This is a genomic window from Streptomyces sp. NPDC001787, from assembly GCF_040297465.1.
Classification (GTDB): Bacteria; Actinomycetota; Actinomycetes; order Streptomycetales; family Streptomycetaceae; genus Streptomyces.
On the sequence record NZ_JBEOZE010000008.1, the window covers coordinates 129,553 to 146,418 of the forward strand.

Annotated in this window: 14 protein-coding genes and 1 pseudogene; 5 read left to right on the plus strand and 10 right to left on the minus strand. The window is 72.8% G+C overall.

Annotation, left to right across the window (positions count from 1 at the left end):
* Nucleotides 1-16: 16 nt before the first annotated feature.
* Together ABT170_RS14085 and ABT170_RS14090 are read left to right on the plus strand one after the other, a co-directional pair.
* Nucleotides 17-421, plus strand: a pseudogene (locus tag ABT170_RS14085) (GFA family protein); the annotation flags it as partial.
* Nucleotides 422-490: 69 nt separating this feature from the next.
* Nucleotides 491-1,120, plus strand: coding sequence for a M15 family metallopeptidase (locus ABT170_RS14090; RefSeq protein WP_351867473.1), 630 nt, complete (start codon nt 491-493; stop codon nt 1,118-1,120).
* Nucleotides 1,121-1,352: 232 nt separating this feature from the next.
* Here the strand turns inward: ABT170_RS14090 and ABT170_RS14095 are convergent, their stop codons facing one another.
* Nucleotides 1,353-1,850: an ATP-binding protein gene (locus ABT170_RS14095; protein WP_351867041.1), complete on the minus strand. Its 498-nt coding sequence runs from the start codon at nt 1,848-1,850 to the stop codon at nt 1,353-1,355.
* A 397-nt stretch (nt 1,851-2,247) separates the two neighbouring features.
* Between ABT170_RS14095 and ABT170_RS14100 the strand changes: the two genes are divergently transcribed.
* The 3 genes from ABT170_RS14100 (at nt 2,248) to ABT170_RS14110 (ending at nt 4,969) form a co-directional block, all read left to right on the plus strand.
* Nucleotides 2,248-3,075, plus strand: a complete 828-nt coding sequence (locus ABT170_RS14100) for a 5'-3' exonuclease (protein WP_351867044.1) — start codon at nt 2,248-2,250, stop codon at nt 3,073-3,075.
* A gap of 25 nt (nt 3,076-3,100) precedes the next feature.
* Complete coding sequence (locus ABT170_RS14105; RefSeq protein ID WP_351867047.1) at nt 3,101-3,910, plus strand: lasso peptide biosynthesis B2 protein; 810 nt, start codon at nt 3,101-3,103, stop codon at nt 3,908-3,910.
* A 165-nt stretch (nt 3,911-4,075) separates the two neighbouring features.
* Complete coding sequence (locus tag ABT170_RS14110; protein ID WP_351867050.1) at nt 4,076-4,969, plus strand: carbon-nitrogen hydrolase family protein; 894 nt, start codon at nt 4,076-4,078, stop codon at nt 4,967-4,969.
* Nucleotides 4,970-5,113: 144 nt separating this feature from the next.
* Here the strand turns inward: ABT170_RS14110 and ABT170_RS14115 are convergent, their stop codons facing one another.
* The 9 genes from ABT170_RS14115 to ABT170_RS14160 all read right to left on the minus strand — a co-directional run bounded on the left by ABT170_RS14115 (nt 5,114) and on the right by ABT170_RS14160 (nt 16,845).
* Nucleotides 5,114-5,725, minus strand: a complete 612-nt coding sequence (locus tag ABT170_RS14115) for a D-glycero-alpha-D-manno-heptose-1,7-bisphosphate 7-phosphatase (RefSeq protein ID WP_351867053.1) — start codon at nt 5,723-5,725, stop codon at nt 5,114-5,116.
* Nucleotides 5,712-6,689 (minus strand): NAD-dependent epimerase/dehydratase family protein, encoded by a 978-nt coding sequence (locus ABT170_RS14120; protein WP_351867056.1) that lies wholly within the window; start codon nt 6,687-6,689, stop codon nt 5,712-5,714. The genes ABT170_RS14115 and ABT170_RS14120 overlap by 14 nt, the downstream gene beginning before the upstream one ends.
* A complete protein-coding gene (locus tag ABT170_RS14125) occupies nt 6,686-8,641 on the minus strand; it encodes a PfkB family carbohydrate kinase (protein ID WP_502970516.1) in 1,956 nt (651 codons plus the stop codon). Before ABT170_RS14125 ends, ABT170_RS14120 begins: the two co-directional genes overlap by 4 nt.
* Nucleotides 8,642-8,727: 86 nt before the next feature.
* On the minus strand, nt 8,728-10,116 hold the full coding sequence (locus tag ABT170_RS14135) for a GDSL-type esterase/lipase family protein (protein WP_351867059.1): 1,389 nt from the start codon (nt 10,114-10,116) through the stop codon (nt 8,728-8,730).
* 82 nt (nt 10,117-10,198) lie between these two features.
* Nucleotides 10,199-11,914 carry a carbamoyltransferase family protein gene (locus ABT170_RS14140; protein ID WP_351867478.1) on the minus strand — a complete coding sequence of 572 codons (1,716 nt, stop codon included), beginning with the start codon at nt 11,912-11,914 and terminating at the stop codon, nt 10,199-10,201.
* Nucleotides 11,915-11,980: 66 nt separating this feature from the next.
* Nucleotides 11,981-13,156, minus strand: a complete 1,176-nt coding sequence (locus ABT170_RS14145; protein WP_351867061.1) for a glycosyltransferase family 9 protein — start codon at nt 13,154-13,156, stop codon at nt 11,981-11,983.
* Nucleotides 13,153-14,439, minus strand: coding sequence for a PLP-dependent aminotransferase family protein (locus ABT170_RS14150; RefSeq protein WP_351867064.1), 1,287 nt, complete (start codon nt 14,437-14,439; stop codon nt 13,153-13,155). Before ABT170_RS14150 ends, ABT170_RS14145 begins: the two co-directional genes overlap by 4 nt.
* Nucleotides 14,436-15,737 (minus strand): cytochrome P450, encoded by a 1,302-nt coding sequence (locus ABT170_RS14155; protein WP_351867067.1) that lies wholly within the window; start codon nt 15,735-15,737, stop codon nt 14,436-14,438. The genes ABT170_RS14150 and ABT170_RS14155 overlap by 4 nt, the downstream gene beginning before the upstream one ends.
* Entirely contained in the window at nt 15,730-16,845 is a 1,116-nt protein-coding gene (locus tag ABT170_RS14160) for a hypothetical protein (protein WP_351867070.1), read from the minus strand. Before ABT170_RS14160 ends, ABT170_RS14155 begins: the two co-directional genes overlap by 8 nt.
* Between the last annotated feature and the right edge of the window lie 21 nt (nt 16,846-16,866).

Here is a 16,866-nt window from a genome sequence, read left to right on the forward strand (position 1 = left end):
CGAAGCGAGGACTCGCATGAGCGACACATCACCCGCCCTCGGCACGCCCCCCGTGCCCGCTCGGCCCCTGCCGGCCACACGAGCCGCATCGGATGCCCCGGCGTCGGTTCGAACCGGGCACTGCCAGTGCGGCCGGATCTCCTACCAGGTCACCGGCACCCCGGATGATCCGCACCTGTGTTCGTGCGAGCACGAGACGCGGATCTCCGGCGGACCCGCAGTGCTGTGGGTGGGCTTCCCCCGGGACTCCCTGATCTGGACCGGGCCTGGCGGCGAGCCGAAGTGGTACTCGACCTACGCGACCCTGCACCGGGGCTTCTGCCCCGACTGCGGGACACATCTGGTGTCCGTGGCAGACGGCTCCAGCATGGCCATGGTGACCGGGTTCAGCCTCACCGACCAGAGCGGCATCGAACCCCTCGGGCACTCCTTCCGCGAGAACGCCGCGCCCTGGATGCAGATCACCCTCGCTCCGGCGCCGATCGTCCTGATGTCCGACCCGCGTGTGGCGGCCATCCCCGTTGCCGACTGCGGCGAGCCGCTCATCGACGTGCGCGGAACGCTGCTGGTCGACGAGCGCAGGGCCGACACGGCCGGCTCGTACGTCCATCTGCGCCGCGGCGTCCTCGACCGGCTCGTTCACGCCCAGTCGCTCCTGCCCGACGGGCTCCGTCTGCTCTACGTCGAGGGCTACCGACCGCCCGAACTGCAGCGGCGTTACTTCCAGGAGTACGCGGACGAGCTCCGCGCGGTCAACCCGGCCTGGCCCGCCGACCAGGTCCTCAAGGCCGCCAGCCGCTATGTGTCCCCGCCGGAGATCGCCCCGCACAGCGCCGGCGCCGCCGTCGACCTCACCCTCGTGGACGCCGATAGCATCGAGCTCGACATGGGCACGCGCGTGAACGCGAACCCCGAAGAGAGCGACGGTGCCTGCTACACGGACGCCGCCTCGATCAGCCCCCAGGCCCGCACGAACCGGGCCCTGCTGGCCGACGTCCTGTCCACCGCCGGGTTGATCAACTACGGCACGGAGTGGTGGCACTGGAGCTACGGCGACCGGTACTGGGCCCTGATGACCAACCAGCCGACGGCCTTGTACGGGCCCCGCACCCTTCGCTGAACAGGTTGCGTTCGTTCGCGGCCGAAGGCACGGGCACCGGCTCGCTTCGGGTGGGGAGCGCAGCGGGAAGGCACGGCCTCACGGCTCTGCCTCGGTCAGCCGACGCTCCGGCGGGTGATGCCGGTGCCCTCCGCCGAGGTGTTACAAGCTCTCGGCCGAGATGCCCGCGGTGCGGGACCTCTATGCGACGGCCGAGCAGCCGGTCACCCACTGCCTGGCGCCCGCCCGCGCCTCAGAGGCAGCCCGGCTCCACGATCTCCTCGCCCTCGCCCTGGGGCTTCTCAAACCGGGCGAAGAAGTCGTCCAGGGCCTTCGGCGTGACCAGCAATGAGTTCGCGTCCCCACGCTCGTTGCGCTCCTCGAGCCGGCGCAGCAACTCCTCGCGTTCCACCGGGAAGTACAGCAGCCTCCACCGCCCGCCGGCCGACTCCACCAGCTCCTTCATCGCCTCGCGGTCCTTGCGTGGCCACAGCCCGTGGTCCCACACCACGTCCCGGCCCTCTGCGATCAGCTCCGCCAGTCGCTGGTGCATCTCAGCGACGACGGGGGCCTCCTTCTCGAAGTAGGTGTCCTCCCGGTAGTCGACGCCGTACCGGCCGTGCCGTTCGAAGACAACCTCGTCCACCGACAGCCGCACCGCGCCCCGGGGCTCCAGCACCCGCTGGGCATACGTCGTCTTGCCTGAGCCGGTGAGCCCCACCAGCAGGAACACCACCGGAGTCTCGGCCACCGTCAACTTCTTCCACCATCGTCAGCGTTCCCCGGCAGTCTGCCACCGCTGGCCCATCCGGATCTCCCAGATCCAGCCGCCGCCACCCGAAGGAGCCACCCGTGTCCGCCCCGTACTCGCCCGCGCGCTGGGTGCCTACGCCCGCCACGCCCCGGCACTCTCGGCAGGGTCCAGACGCATCGGGTGCTCGCCCTGAACAGCGACGAACGCGCCCGGCCGCTCGCCAAGGGGCGGTGCCGAGCGCAACGCCGCCAAACGCCTCGTCAGGGGGTGCTGGCCAACCTCTGGCTGCTCCGCACCACGACCGTGACTACACTCCAAGGTCATCCGGTATCGGACGCCCGTACGCCACGGTCACAGGCACCCACCAGCACGCTCTCCCTCCGGAGGCCACGCCATGACCGCCCCCCTGCTGCTCGTCGACGGCCATTACCTCCTGCACCGCGCCTGGTACGGCTTCCCCACACGCATCACCAGCCGCGACAACACCATCGACCGCACTGGCGTGTTCGGCTTCGCCGCGCTCCTGCGCAAAGCCCAGGCCGAGCATGCCGAGAGAGCCGAGATCTTCGTAGCCTTCGACTCTGAGAACGGCTCCCAGTCCCGCGCCGGGCAAGACAGCACCTACAAGGCCCAGCGGCCCGCCCCCGAGCCCGGCCTGATCGAGTCACTCGCCCTGGTCAAGAACGCCCTCGACCACACGGGGGTCCGGTGGCTCGAGCAGGACGGCTACGAGGCGGACGACGTCATCGCCACCCTGACCACCAGCGCCTGCGCCGAAGGCCGCGCGGTCGACATCATGACCAGCGACAAGGACTACATCCAGCTCCTGTCCGACCTCAGCGTGCGCCTGCTCAACACTGGCGTAGCCATGGAACGCCGCTACACCGCGGGCGCGCACATCCTCCCCCGTTATGGCGTCCTCGCCGAGCAGTGGCCGGACTTCCGCGCCCTGATGGGCGACCCCGCCGACAACATCCCCGGTATCCGAGGTATCGGCGCCAAGACCGCCGCCCGGCTCCTGACCAATGGGCGTCGGCTCGAGAGCATCCCTGCCGATGAGCTGCGCCCGGCCTGGACGGCGCAGTGGCAACAGGTGCTGCGCTGGCGCGAGATGATCAAGCTCGACACCAAAACCGCTGTCCCCGGCAGTCTCCTCACCACCACCCGCACTACACCGCTGCCAATGGCCGGGCAGGTCCTGGAAGCGCTGGACCTGTGGTGATGGCCAAGGTCGCGCCGTCACCGCGGTGCGGCGCGCCGGCTGGTACTCCCCCAGCCGCACCGCATGCCTGGAACTCTTCGTCGCCGCCGTCCTGCTGCTCGCCTCTCGCCGCCTCGGCGTCCGCTGGTGCCACGGAATTGCGTCCGACCCGATCCGGCTCCGCGCCTGGGTGCACAGTATGAGGGCGACGACGTCGCCGAGCCGTCCTCGCCCCAGGCCTACACCCCCGTGCTCACCATCGGAGACCGCCATCACCAGCCCCGCTGACCCGATCATCTGGCTGCGCACCGAGACCTGCGGGCTCGGCCCGTACCGCACCGACCTCGTCGAGACCTACTGGCGCTGGGAGCAGGACCCCTCGCTGCTGATCGGCTACGGACGCCAGGCCCCCGAATCCTTGGAGGCCCGCACCGAAGGGATGGCCCACCAGCAGCGCGGCGAGAACATCCGCTTCACCATCTACGACCTCACCAGCGACGAGCCCGCGCCGGCTGGCGTGGCGACCCTGCTTCCGGATCACGGTGTCCGTACGGCCGAGTTCGTGATCATGCTGGGGCCAGAAGTCCGCAGCCGGGGACTGGGCACCGCCGCGACCCGACTCGCGCTCGACTACGCGTTCCACGTCACGAACCTGCGTATGGTCTGGTTGAAGGTCCTCGCGCCTAACACAGGCGCAATCCGCGCGTACGAGAAGGCCGGCTTCCAGAAGGTCGGCTCGATCCGTCAGGCTGGGTACTGGCTCGGGCAGGTGTGCGACGAGGTCGTGATGGACACTCTGGCCTCGGAGTTCAGCGTCCCTTCAGCGATCACCCCTACGGTTGCCACACCTGGCTGAGTGCCTTCGCGCGTGGTGTGCCTCGGAGCGGCCGCGGCCGCCTCGTACGACCGCGAGGGCGCGAGCCCTCCCCCGGGTCGGCGAACCGGACAGAACCCGCGCGGATCCGGCCGGTCCGCCCGGAGCTTCGGACCGGGGCGGTGGGGATCCCGTAGCTTCGGCGCCATGGCGAGGACGTTGCGGCTGGCCGTCGCGCAGAGCACCGTGCCGGAGGACCCCACAGACCGAGAGGCGCTGCGGTCGGCCGGGCAGGAGATCCGGGCCCTGATGGCCGAGGCCGCCGGGGCGGGGGCGCGGCTGGTGCAGTTCCCCGAGGGGGCGATCACCTATCCGAGCAAGCACGTGATGGCGGCCGGCCCGGACGGCAAGCTGGTCCCGGCCGACTGGAGCCGGGCCGCCTGGGACGTCATGCGCGAGGAGGCCGAGTCGATCGCCGCGCTGGCGGGGGAGCTGCGGCTGTGGACGGCGTTCGGGTCGATCCATCCCCTCACACCGCCGAACCGGCCCCACAACAGCCTCTTTGTCGTCTCCGACCGCGGCGGGCTGGTCGCGCGATACGACAAGCGGTTCCTGTCGCATACCGAGGTCTCCTACCTGTACACCCCGGGTCGCGAGCCTGTGGTCTTCGAGGTGGACGGCATCCGCATCGGCTGCGCACTGTGCGTCGAGGCGAACTTCCCACCGCTCTTCGCCGAGTACGAGCGCTTGGACGTCGACTGCGTCCTGCTCTCCGTGATGGTCGACGACGCTCCGAGGGCGCGCGTCGCCCAGGCCTACGGGACGCTGTACAGCTACTGGCTGGGCTACGCCGTGCCGGCGCAGTTCAGCGCCACGGTGCCGTCCGGGATCGTGGCGCCGGGCGGCCGGTGGCTCGCGCAGTGCCCCACCGACGGGCAACCCGCTCTGGCGGTCGCGGACATCGACCTCGACTCGGCCGACCCGGACATCGACGTGGCGCTTCGGTACGCCCGGCCCTGGCGCCGCCGGGCGCAGGATGGGCTCTACGAGAGCCGGCTGGTAGCCGGGGACCCGCGCAGCGACATCCGCACGGCCTTCTGAGGCCGACCCGCCTACCTGCTCTCCGGAACTCCCGGACGGCGCGCCGGGCTGCAGCGGTCCGCTCGCGACGCACGACCCATCGTGGGTCGGCGGCCATCGGATGCATCCTTCAGCTCGCTCACGCGTCCGCTCTCGGATCCCCCGCTACGACTGGCCCTGCGGCGTGCCGAGATGGTGGCGCAGTATCTGGCACAGTGCCTCGGATGTCGTCGCACGGTGAACGTCCGGGACTGCGTGATGAAGCGGCGTGGCCGCGACGAGCGCGGTGCGGGTTCCGGCTCGGCGGCCGGCGCCGATGTCGCAGGGCGAGTCGCCGACGGTCCAGGAGCGGGTGAGGTCGATCCCGAGGTCGTGGGCGGCCTGTTGGAGCATGCCGGGTGCGGGCTTGCGGCACTGACAGGAACCGCGGTAGCGGGGCACGGTGCCGTCGGGGTGGTGGGGGCAGGCGTAGATCCCGTCGAGGTGCACCCGGTGGTGGCCGAGGAGCGTGCGGAGCCGGTCGTGCATCGCGTCCAGGCCTTCGGCGTCGAGCAGCCCTCTGGCCAGTGCGCTCTGGTTGGTCACGACGATCAGGGCGAAGCCCTGGTGCTGGAGGGCGCGCAGCGGTGAGCCGATGTCTCTTTGGAGGACCAGGTCGTCGGGGCGGGTGGGGTAGTGGCGGGGCTCGGTGAGGGTCCCGTCGCGGTCGAGGAATGCCGCGGGCCGCAGCGGCCGGTCGAGGCGCGGGGCGTCGACGTGCGGTTCAGCCGGCCGCATCGCGGAGGAAGGTCTCGAACAGCTCGGTGGCACGGGCTTCGACGGAGGCGGCCGAGGTGGTCGGCCGGTCGGTCAGGACCGTGTCGAGTGCGGTCATGTCCGCGCAGGTGAAGTACTGGTAGGCGTGGGCGACCGGGTTCGGCACGAGTTCCACGTGGAGGGTCTGGCCGGTCGCCCGGTGGTGGAGGCGGGCGCACCACTGGGCGATGTCGGCGAAGGAGACAGTGGTGCCGGCGCCGAGGTTGTAGACCGCGGACGGAAGCTGCCGGTGCTCGGTGAGGCAGACGATGGTGGCGGTGACGGTCTCGACAGAGATGTAGTCGCGGGCGGCGGTCAGGGAGTCGTCGAAGACGCGGATCTTCCCGGTGCGGGCGGCTTGGCGCAGGAGCTGGGTCAGGATCGAGGCCATCGGGCCCTTGTCGGTCTCGTCGGGGCCGAAGACGTTGGTGTAGCGCAGGCCCGCCCACTGAAGGCCGCCGGGATGGAGGGTGCGCATCTGCTGGTCGAGGGCGAGCTTGGATGCCGCGTACGGGTTGAGCGGGCCGGAGCAGCGGGTGGTGTCGATGTCCGCGTCCTCGGCGATCGGCTCGTGGCGGTGGAGGGTGCCGTAGACGGAGTGCGAGGAGGCGTAGATCAGGCGGGCCCGGCCGGCGCGGCAGGCGTCGGCCAGGCGCAGCGGACCGTCGGTGTTCATCTCGTCGAGTTCGGGGCCGGCCGGGGCGCGGGTGTCGCTGATGCCGGCTTGGTGGACGACCGTGGTGTAGCGGCCGTCGGCTACCTGGGCCAGGAGGGAGGGGTCGGCGAAGTCGCCGCGCAGCCAGTGGGCGGTGCGGGTGAGGTGGGTGGGGGCGGGGCGCAGGTCGACGGCGGTGACCTGGTGTCCGGCGTGGTGGAGGGCGGTGACGGTGTGGCGGCCGATGAAGCCGGCGGCGCCGGTGACCAGGACGTGGGTTCGCGTGGTCATCGGGCGCCCGCCCGCTGGGTGAGGCGGTCGATGCGGGCGGTGGTGGAGTTGCCGTCCAGGTAGGGCACGGTGACGACGGTGCCGCCCCAGCTGTCCACGAGATCGGCTTCGGGGATGCGCCTGCCCGCGTAGTCGCCGCCCTTGACCCAGATGTCGGGGCGCAGCTGGGCGAGGATCTCCTCGGGGGTGTCCTCGCCGAAGATGAGAACGCCGTCGACGCAGTCCAGGGCTTCGAGCAGGGCGGCTCGTTCCTGTTCGTCGACAACAGGCCGGTCGTCGCCTTTGAGGCGGCTGACGGAGGTGTCGGCGTTGATGCACACGATCAGGGCGTCGCCCAGGCGGCGGGCCTGTTCGAGGAGGGAGAGGTGCCCGGCGTGGAGGAGGTCGAAGACGCCGCCCGCGCCGACGACCCTGCCGCCGCGGGCCCGTACGCGCTCGGCCAGCTCCAGCGGACCGAGGGGTCGGGTGGTGGGCGGTGTGGTGAGGGAGGCGGGGCCGCCGGCTCGGACGTAGGCGGTGGCGGCGTCGACCGCTCGGGTCAGGGCGTGGGAGGGCAGTTGGCGGGCGCCGAGCATCAGGGCCGCGGTGACGGCCAGCTGGTCGCCGGCGCCGCAGGTGTCGCCGACGGCCGGGCGGGCCGGGACGACCTGGGGGTGGGCCTCGGGGTCGGCGACCAGGACCGCGCCGAGGCTGCCTCGGGTGACGGCGACCTGGGTGACGGGCCAGGCGGAGCGCAGCCGGGCGGCCCGGGCTGCGTCGCCCGCGAGGTCCCGGGGCCCCGTTTCCGCGGTGAGGAGGAGGGCTTCGTCTGCGTTCGGAACGGCCAGGGCCGTCCCCGGCACCGGCACCGCGCCCTTGGGGTGGGGGTCCCACACCAGCGGGCGGCCGCCGGCCGCGTTGGTGAGGGCCTGGCGGAGCTCCTCGTGGGAGGTGATGCCGCGCCCGTAGTCGCAGACGAGTACGGCCGCGGCCTCGGCAAGGCGGGCGCGGACTTGGCCGGTCAGGGGGCCGAGCGGTAGCGGGGCGGTGGGGGTGTCGAAGCGCAGCAGGGTGCGGTCGGCGGCCCGGACGCGGGTCTTGACCGGGGTGGTGCCGCTGGTGGCGAGGTTGATGACGTCGACGCCTGCCTCTTCGAGCAGGGCGCCCGCTCGTGCTCCCGGCCCGTCCTGGCCGAGGCCGCACACCAGGGTGACGTGCCAGTCCGGCTCGCGGACGGCGAGGAGGGCGGCCAGTCCGGCGCCGCCCGGCCGGTCGGTGGAGTGGGTGTCGGCGACGACCGGGACGGGGGCTTCCGGGGAGAGCCGGTCGGCGGTTCCGGTGATGTCGCGGTCCAGCAGCACGTCGCCGACCACGACCAGCCGCCGCCCGCCTGTCGGTTCTGCGGCGGTGGCGGGTTGGGTGAGGTGGGCGTCGACGGCCGCGCACAGGAGGTGGACGGCTACCAGGTGGCATTCCTGGATGGTGGCGACCGGGTCGGCGTCCACGCATACGGCCTGGTCGGCGGCTTCGGCGAGAGGGTTGGGGGCCGGGCCGGTCAGGGCCCAGACGGTGAGGCCGAGCTCCCGGCCGGCCTGGGCGGCGGCGAGGACGTTGGGGCTGGTGCCGGAGGTGGAAAGCAGCAGCAGGACGTCGCCGGGGCGGCCGTGGGCGCGGACCTGCCGGGAGAAGACCTCGCTGGCGCCGTAGTCGTTGGTGATGGCGGTGACCGAGGAGGAGTCGGTGTGCAGCGCGATCGCGGACAGCGGCGCGCGCTCCGTGCGGTAGCGGCCGACGAGCTCGGAGGTGAGGTGCTGGGCCTCGGCGGCGCTGCCGCCGTTGCCCGCGACGAGCAGCCGGGCGCCGGCGGGCAGCCGGTCGGCGAGCAGGCCTCCCCAGGAGCGGAGGCGGCCGGTGTCGAGCCGGGGCAGTGCGGTGGTGAGCGCCTGTATGTGTGCGCGGCCCGACTGGGGCACGGAGCAGCTCCTTCGGAGGAGGAAGCGGGCAGGTGTGGTGCCGGGGCGCCCGGCGGTGGCCGACCAGCGCCGGACGCCCCGGCGGTTCAGGCGCCGGCCGCTGCGGGCCGGTGGCGGGCGAACATCGGGCCGTATGCGGCGAGCGCGGCGTCGCGCTGCAGCAGCGGGTAGTCGAGGAGCTTGTTGACGATCCGGTGCTCGGCGAGGACCTGTTCGGCCTGCTGGAGCAGGACGGTGTCGCCGAGTTCGGTCAGGTGCACCCCGTCGCTCCACAGGCCGCCCGGGCCCTCGGCGTCGGCGGCGGCGAGGTGCCGGGCGGCGGCGGTGAAGGGGGACCACACGTCCAGGAACAGCGCGCCGTGCGCGGCGGCGGCCGCGCGGGCGGCGTCGTTGAAGCGGGCGAGCTCCAGGTTCATCTCGGTGACGGTGCCGGGGTCCTCGACGGGCCCGAACGGCGTCTCGCTCACGACGATGATCGTGCGGGTGCAGCCGCCGAGTTGGGTGAGCATCGCGTTGATGTGGCGGGTGTACTCGTCGAGGTCGACCGCCTCCGACATCCGGTTCTGGAAGCGGCGCCACACGTCGTTGATGCCACAGCCGAGGAAGGCCAGGTCGTAGTCGGTGCCGGTGGTCGCCCGGTCGCCTTCGACGATGCCGGCGATGTCACGACTGGTGGCGCCGCCCTCGCCGTGGTTGCGGACGTCGAAGACGACGTGCGGCCAGGCGGCGCGCAGGGACAGGGCGAGGCGGTGGACCCAGCCGCGCTGGCGCCAGGCCTCGACGGTGACCTTGGAGCCGACCTCGGGCAGGTCGGCCTGGTTGGTCATCTGCGCGTTGACGGCCTCCAGGTGCTCCATGATCGAGGTGCCGAAGAAGCCGACGGTCAGGATGCGGCGGTCCTCACGGGGTACGGGAGCGCCGTCGAAGGTGCGGCGGGCTGCGGCCGGGACGCCGGCGGCGACGGTGTCGGGGGCGATGCTGTGGGAGACCACCGCGTTCGCGCCGACCAGCGCGTTGGCTCCGATGCGGACGCCGGCGGTGACGGTGACCTTGTTGGAGAGGATCGCGCCGGCCTCGATGACGATGGGCGCCGCCTCGAATCCGGACGCCCACGGCTTGAGCTGTCCGGTGGGCACGTTCGCCGCGGTGCGGGGGCGGTGGTTGTGGTCGTGCAGGTCGACCATGTTCGACAGCGCCGCGCCGTCGCCGATGCGGATGCCGGCCATGGCGGAGAGGAAGGTGTGCTCTCCTATGGCGACGTCGTGGCCGATGGCGACGGTGGCGCCGCGGTGGACCTGGATGGTGGAGCCGCGGCGGATGGAGACCCGGTCGCCGATCGTGAGGTGGGCACCGTGGTCGATCTCGATGACGAGGTCGTCGGGCAGGTCGCAGTCGTCGCCGAGGGTGAGCGTCGGGCCGTGCTTGGCGCGCAGCCGCTCGGCGGTGGTGTTCGGGGCGGAGGTCGTGCTGGTCATCGCGGGATGGTCCTTCGCTTGCTGCGGATGATGGCCAGGGCCGGGCTCAACGTACCGGCTGTGAGCGGGCGGTGTCGGACAGTCAGCTCGGGCGGTCCTTGCGGACGAGGAACGGGCCGATCGCGAGGGCGTCGAGCGGGCCGGCGGCGAAGGTGGCGATGGCGTCGCGCGGGGTGCACACGATCGGCTCCCGCTCGTGGTTGAAGGAGGTGTTCAGCAGCGCGGGCGGTCGGCCGGTCTGCTCGGCGAACGAGGCCAGCAGCGCCGCGTAGGGGTCGGTGTCGTCGCGGGCGACGGTCTGCGGGCGCAGCGTGCCGTCGGTGTGCACGGCGGCCGGGATCAGGTGGCGGGCGCTCTCGGTGGCGGGCCGGGCGACGATCATGAACGGGTGCGGGGCGGCGGTGCCGATCAGGTCGAGTGCGGCCTCCTCCAGCAGGGCCGGGGCCAGGGGGCGCCAGGGCTCGCGGTTCTTGACGCTGTCGTTGATGTGGTCGCGGGATCGGGGGTCGTGGGCGTCGGCGAGGATGCTGCGGCGGCCCAGTGCGCGGGGCCCGGCTTCCATGCGGCCCTGGAACCAGCCGATGGTGCGCCCGAGGGCGAGGTGCCCGGCAGCCGTAGTCGCCAGGTCGTCGCCGAGGTCGCGGTAGGGCAGGCCCAGGTCGTCCAGGGCTGTGCGGATGGTTCCCGGGGTGAAGGCGGGGCCGAGGGCGGCGGTGGTCATCGCCGGACCGGGGAGGGTGAGGTCGCCGCGGCGGCGCGCGGCCTCGAGAGCCGCGCCTATGGCGCAGCCGGCGTCTCCGGCTGCCGGCTGGACGAACAGTTCCTCCACTCCGCGCAGGGCGGCGAGGCGGCCGTTGGCGGAGCAGTTCAGGCCGACGCCGCCGGCGATGCACAGGCGGGTGGTGCCGGTGGCGGTGAGGGCTTCGCGGGCCAGCTCGGTCAGGCACTGCTCCAGCAGGCGCTGCGCGCCAGCGGCGAGGTCGGCGTGCTCAGGCCTGTAGCCGGTGTCGGGGATGATCCGGCCGTCGGTGTAGGTGCGGGCGCGGCGATGGGGCGAGATGCCGAGGTCGGTGTACGCGGTGGCGTACGCGGTCTTCAGGCGCCGGTAGTAGCGCAGGTCGGTGTACTGGTCCTCGACGCTTTCGTCGGGGCGGATGCCGTAGCGGGAGAGGTCGAGGTGGTAGCCGCCGGCGAGGGGGGTGAGGAAGTCGAGCCGGTAGCGGTCGGGGTTGCCGTAGCCGGCCAGGCCCATGAGCTTGCCGGAGCTGGTCCAGTCGCCCAGGCCCAGGTGCTCGGCGACCGTCTCGTAGAACCAGCCCAGGGACTGGGAGAAGGGGAACTGCCGGAGGACCTTGAGGCCGCTGGTGGTGCCGTGGGCGAGGGTGGCGGAGACGCCGTCGCCGGAGCCGTCGACCACCAGGACGGCGGCCTCTTCGAAGCCGCTGGGGTGGAACGCGGAGGCGGCGTGGGCGAGGTGGTGCTCGATCACGGTGACCTGCCGGGGCCGGTGGTGGCCGAACAGGGCGGGGTCGAGGAGTTCGGCGATCAGCTCGGCGTCGGTGCACGTCTCGCTCGGCTCGGGCCAGGACGGGTTGAACGCGATCGCGATCTCGTCCACCTCGGCCAGGGTGATCCCAGCCTCGGACAGGCAGTACGCCGCGGCCATCGCGCAGCTGCGCGAGTCCTTGTGGTGCTTGCGCCGGGAGAAGCGCTCCTCCTCGGCGAAGGCGACGACCTGGCCGTCGACGACCAGACAGGCGGAGGCGTCGTGGTAGTACGGGCCGCCAAGGCCCAGCACGGTGGCCAACGTGGGCTCCTTCTCGCTGTTGCTGTCCGCTGCCCGGCCGGGTGCCGGGCAGCGGGTTCAGGCGGTGGTCAGGTAGTCGAGGGTCGCCTTGAGGACGGTGGAGGGGTCGATGGTGTCCATGCAGCCGCCGACGCCGCCGCACTCGACCTGGTGGGCGCACGGCGAGCAGGCCAGCGTGGATCGCAGCGCGGTGACGGACTTGGCGTGCTTGGGGATGACCTCGGCGCTGTTGGACGGCCCGAGGAGCAGCACGGTGGGCCGGCCGTGGGCGAGGGCGAGGTGGAAGCCGAAGCTGTCGCCGGTGACCACCACGTCGACCAGGCCCGGCAGCGCGGACGCCTCCTCCAGCGACAGCGGCGCGTACGCGACGCGGGACTCATCCGCGCCGCGCATCCGCAGGTGCCGCACCAGCGCCTCGCACGCCTCCCGATCGCTCGGCCCGCCCAGGAGGGCCAGCTGCGCGCCGTGCTCCAGCAGTGCGTCGGCGAGCTCGGCCCAGTGCCTCTGCGGCCACAGCTTCGTGGTCAGCGAGCCGCCCAAGTTCAGGCACACCCGCGGCCCGGTGCGCTCGCCGAGCAGCCCGGCCGTCCGCCGGCGCGCGGCCTCCGGAACGTGAAGGACGTACGGCTCGCCCGCGTACTCGTACCCGGCGACGGCGAAGTACAGCTCCGTCCACGTCTGCGCGTTGGTGAGGGTGCGGTAGTCGTTCCAGGTGTTCTGCCGGAAGAACTGGAGCGCGGCCTCGCCCATCGGATACAGGGCGTGGTGGGGGCCGCCGTAGGCGAGCCCGGCCTTGTGTCCGGCGTCGATCCGGTCGACCAGGGCGGCGGCCGACGGGGTCCGCTCGAAGGAGTACACGGCGTCGAAGCGGCGCGAGGGCAGTTGGGCGGCGGCCTGCCAGTCGTGGACGAGGACCTCGTCCACGTACGGGTTCATCCGCAGGATCGGGGCGTTCGCCTCGTCGACCAGCCAGGTGACGTGCGCGCCCGGGCGCTCGTCGCGGATCCGCTTGGGCAGGGGTGAGGCGATGAGCATGTCCCCGAGCAGGCCGAGCATCACGATCAGCACCCGGTGATCGACCGGGTCACGGTGCGGGCAGCCGTGGCACGGCCGCCAGTACCGGCACGGCATCCCCCCGGCGAAGTGCCGGCAGTCCGGGTGGATCTCGAACGTGGCGGTGGTGTGGATGGGTCCGAGGAAGGTGCCCTTGCCGGGGATCTGCTCCGGGATCATGCCGCGCCGCCGATCCCGGCCGCGGCGAGCGCGACGCGCAGCACCTGCTCCCCCGGCTCGTCCTCCGGCGCGAGTGCCTCGGCCAGGGCCCGGGTGCGGGGCGCGACGGTCGCCGGGTCGCGGCCGTCGCGGAGCACCGCGGTGAAGATCTCGGCCAGTTCGTCGATGCCGTCCTCGCGCAGCCCGGCCCAGGTGAGCTCCTGCACGCCCAGGCGCAGCCCGGCGGGTGCGGTGATGTGCGGCAGCGGGATCGCGTTGACGACGATCCCGGCCTCGAACAGGCGGCGGGAGGCGTCCTCGGCGTCCATGAGCGGGGCGATGTCGATCCACAGCTGGTGGCAGTCGGTGAACCCGGTCTTCTCCCCGCACACCGTGAACCCGCGCCCGGCCAGTGCTGCGCCCAGCCGGCGGGCGTTGGCCACGGTGGCGTGCGCATACTGCCGGCCGCGGGCGTCCATCTCGGCGGCGGCCACGGCCAGGGCGACGACGTCGGCCGGGTGGTGGTGGGAGACGAAGTGCGAGGCGTGCTCGTCCAGCCGCGCCGCGAGGGCGGCGTCGTTGGTGGCCAGCAGGCCCTTGTGCGGGCCGGGGTAGGTCTTGTGGGTGGAACCTCCGAGGCTGTCCGCGCCCTCGGCGAGCGGGTTCTGCCAGGCGCCGCCCGCGATCAGGCCCAGGGTGTGCGAGGCGTCGTAGTGGATCACCGCGTCGGGGCCGACGACCTCGCGCAGGCCGGCCAGGTCGACGGGGAACAGGCACATGAAGCTGTCCAGGTACACCAACGCCGGCCGGGGCCCGGTGGCGAGCAGGTGCTCGAGGGCGTTCAGGTCGGGGGTGCAGGTGGCCGGGTCGACGGGCAGGTCGTGCATCGCCAGCCCGAGGCGGGTGCCGATGAAACGGGTCGAGCCGTGGCCGCCGTCGCGCTCGGCGAGGTTGAACGCCGTCTCGCCGAGGCCGGCCAGCGCGGAGAGCGCCACGGTCAGTGCCGACACTCCGGAGGTCGGTTTGAGGTCGATGTACTCGGCGCCCAGCTGGGCGCCGAGCCGCTGCGCCGCGGCCCGTTCGATGGCGATGAGGTCCTGGCGGCCGGGCCAGGCCCAGTTCTCGGCTCCGCCGCTGGGCCCGGGGAAGGCGTAGCGGACGGCGGCGTCCATCAGGTGCGGGAGGCGGGCGGCCAGCGACAGCTGGTTCTCGCTGGGGACCAGGTGAAGCCTGCGTCGGCCGGCCGCGTGCTGGGCGGATGCTTGGCGGAGGGCGGCAAGGGCGTCGGGCGGGATGCGGGTCATGAAGCGGACTCCAGGGCGAACGGCAGCTGGTCGACGGGGGCCTTGGCGGGCCGGAAGGTGATCTGGGCCGGCGGGCCGGCGGGCAGGGTGGGGAGCCCCTTGTGCAGGGCGCCGGCCATGACGGCCAGGGCCATCAGCTCGGCGAGCGGCCGGCCCAGGCACGCGTGCGCGCCTCCGCCGAACGCCCACAGCCGCGAGGCGCTGGCGTGCCCGGCCAGGAACCGGCCCGGCCGGAACTGCCGGGGACGGGGGAAGACCTCGGGATCGAAGTGCCCGGCCGACGGGGAGTAGGCCACCCGTGTTCCCGCCTCGATCCGGTGACCGGCCAGCGTCAGCGGGCAGACCGCTTCCCGCATCGACAGCAGGTTCGGCGCGTGCAGGCGCAGGCTCTCGGCGAGCACCGACCGGAGCACCGGTAGGGCGTCGCGCGCTACCAGGCGGCCGGGATCAGCGGCCACTGCGCGGGCCTCGGCCGTCGCGAGCTCGGCGTGCTCACGATGGCCGGCCAGCTCGACCAGGCACCAGGTGAGCAGGCTCGCCGTCGTCTCCCGTGCGGCGATCAGCAGTGCCAGCAGATGGTCCTCCAGCGGCCCCGCCGCAGCCGGGGCGTCGGCGAACGCCGCCACCAGCCCGGCGAGCGCCGCCCCGCCCTCCGGGTCCCCGGCGGTCTGGGCGGCACGGCGGGCGAACAGGGCGTGCAGCTCCCGGCGGGCCGACCGGCCGGCCCAGTACCGGCGGTCCGTGTACCGGGCCGGTCCCGGCGGCGCACCGGTCGCCGCGACGAACTCCTCGAAGGCGGCGGCGAACTGTGCCGCGTCCGCCTCCCCGGGGGAGATACCGAGCAGGACGCGGGCGCTCATCGCGCCGGTGAGCCCGCGCACCTGCTCGTGCAGATCCGCAGTGCCGTGCAGCGCCCACCGGTCGACGGTCGGGCCGATCACCTCCAGCAGGGGCGCTACGTAGCCGGGCAGCGCCCGGCCGGACAGCGCGGGACGCAGCCGGCGGCGTGCTTCGCCGTGGTGCTCCGCGGTGAGGTTGAACAGCGCTCGGCCGAACAGGTCGTGCACCAGGGAGGTGTTGAGGACCTCCAGGCGGCCGCGTTCGGCCGCGAACAGCTCGCCCAGTCCGGCCCAGGTGCCCACCAGGACCGTCTCCACGCCGTCGACCGGCATCCGGAACACCGGCCCGTTCCGGCGGTGCCCCTCCTGGAGGACACCGAGCGGGTCACTGGCGAAGCCGCGCTCCGGGTGCCGAGGGGGTAACCCCGCTGTGGCTGGCGCCGCGGCGGACTCAGACACCGGCTCGCTCCAGCACGTTCAGCTGCTGCGCCGCGCGGGCGATGATGGCCGCGTGGTCGAGCGGGGCCACCTTCAGCGGCGGCCGGCAGGAGCAGTCCGCGGGCAGGTCCGCCGCCTCGCCGCTCTCCCCGAAGCGCATCAGCGCGTCCACCACGCCGTCGGCGCAGTTCGGGCAGGCGTCGGGGAAGACCGACTCGAAGTCGCTGCCGCGCAGGTTCACGCACGCCACCCGCACCGCGAGCCGCTCGTGGACCCGGCGGACCGTCTCCACGACCGTCCACAGGTTCGGCGGGGTGTACTGTCCGGCCTCCCACAGCTCCCACGCCACCGTGTGGCGCGACACCCGCGTCGGGCACAGCGTCATCCCCTTCACGCCGAGTCCGGTCAGGTAGTCCACCGACTTGACGACGTCGGTCACCGCCTCGCCCTCGCTCAGGAACGGCGGCTTGATCAGCAGGTAGATCTTCGGGTCGACGCCCAGGCCGGCCATGACCGACAAGGCCCGCTCGAAGGCCCTCTGCGAGATACGGGTGTTCACCAGCGTCTCGCGTACCAGCACGTCCGCGGACTGCAGACCGATGCCGATCTCCAGACGCACCTCGCCGAGCGCCTCCACGAACGGGCCCAGCACCGGTTTGGTGACGAACTGGGGCAGCGACTCGACCACCAGGCGCTTGACGCCGGCCGCCGCGACCAGGCGGGCGATCTCCACCTGGACGTCGCGGGGGATCTCGCGCGGCGCGAAGAAGGACCCGTCGTTGTAGAGGGAGAGCACCTCGTAGGCGGGCTCGCCCTCGGTCCGCGCCAGGGTGCGCCGGACCTGGTCCAAAAGGCTCTCGGACGAGGCGGCGCCGTCGATGCCGAAGTTGTTGAAGTTGGTGAACGGGCACATCGTGCACGTCGGCACACTGCAGCCGCCGGACATGATGATGACCTTCTTCCGGCCGACCAGCTCGCCGCCGGGCAGCCGGATCTTGTCGAAGTCGGTGAACCGCGGCTCGGCCGGCTTCAGCGGCCCGGAGGTCCTCAGCCGCAGGGACAGGTCCCCGATCCGCCGCCGCAGGTCCTTCACTGGCGCCGGCGCGTTGTCGAGCGTGTGCTCAGGCATGGCCTTCCCCCTTCGATCCCC

What these genes read in the sequence shown, in the direction of transcription:
- ABT170_RS14120 (WP_351867056.1), bottom strand. Translation starts at nt 6,689, where the DNA reads ATGACCACGCGAACCCACGTCCTGGTCACCGGCGCCGCCGGCTTCATC.
- ABT170_RS14090 (WP_351867473.1), top strand. Translation starts at nt 491, where the DNA reads ATGTCCGACCCGCGTGTGGCGGCCATCCCCGTTGCCGACTGCGGCGAG.
- ABT170_RS14135 (WP_351867059.1), bottom strand. Translation starts at nt 10,116, where the DNA reads ATGACCAGCACGACCTCCGCCCCGAACACCACCGCCGAGCGGCTGCGC.
- ABT170_RS14110 (WP_351867050.1), top strand. Translation starts at nt 4,076, where the DNA reads ATGGCGAGGACGTTGCGGCTGGCCGTCGCGCAGAGCACCGTGCCGGAG.
- ABT170_RS14100 (WP_351867044.1), top strand. Translation starts at nt 2,248, where the DNA reads ATGACCGCCCCCCTGCTGCTCGTCGACGGCCATTACCTCCTGCACCGC.
- ABT170_RS14150 (WP_351867064.1), bottom strand. Translation starts at nt 14,439, where the DNA reads ATGACCCGCATCCCGCCCGACGCCCTTGCCGCCCTCCGCCAAGCATCC.
- ABT170_RS14115 (WP_351867053.1), bottom strand. Translation starts at nt 5,725, where the DNA reads ATGCGGCCGGCTGAACCGCACGTCGACGCCCCGCGCCTCGACCGGCCG.
- ABT170_RS14145 (WP_351867061.1), bottom strand. Translation starts at nt 13,156, where the DNA reads ATGATCCCGGAGCAGATCCCCGGCAAGGGCACCTTCCTCGGACCCATC.
- ABT170_RS14160 (WP_351867070.1), bottom strand. Translation starts at nt 16,845, where the DNA reads ATGCCTGAGCACACGCTCGACAACGCGCCGGCGCCAGTGAAGGACCTG.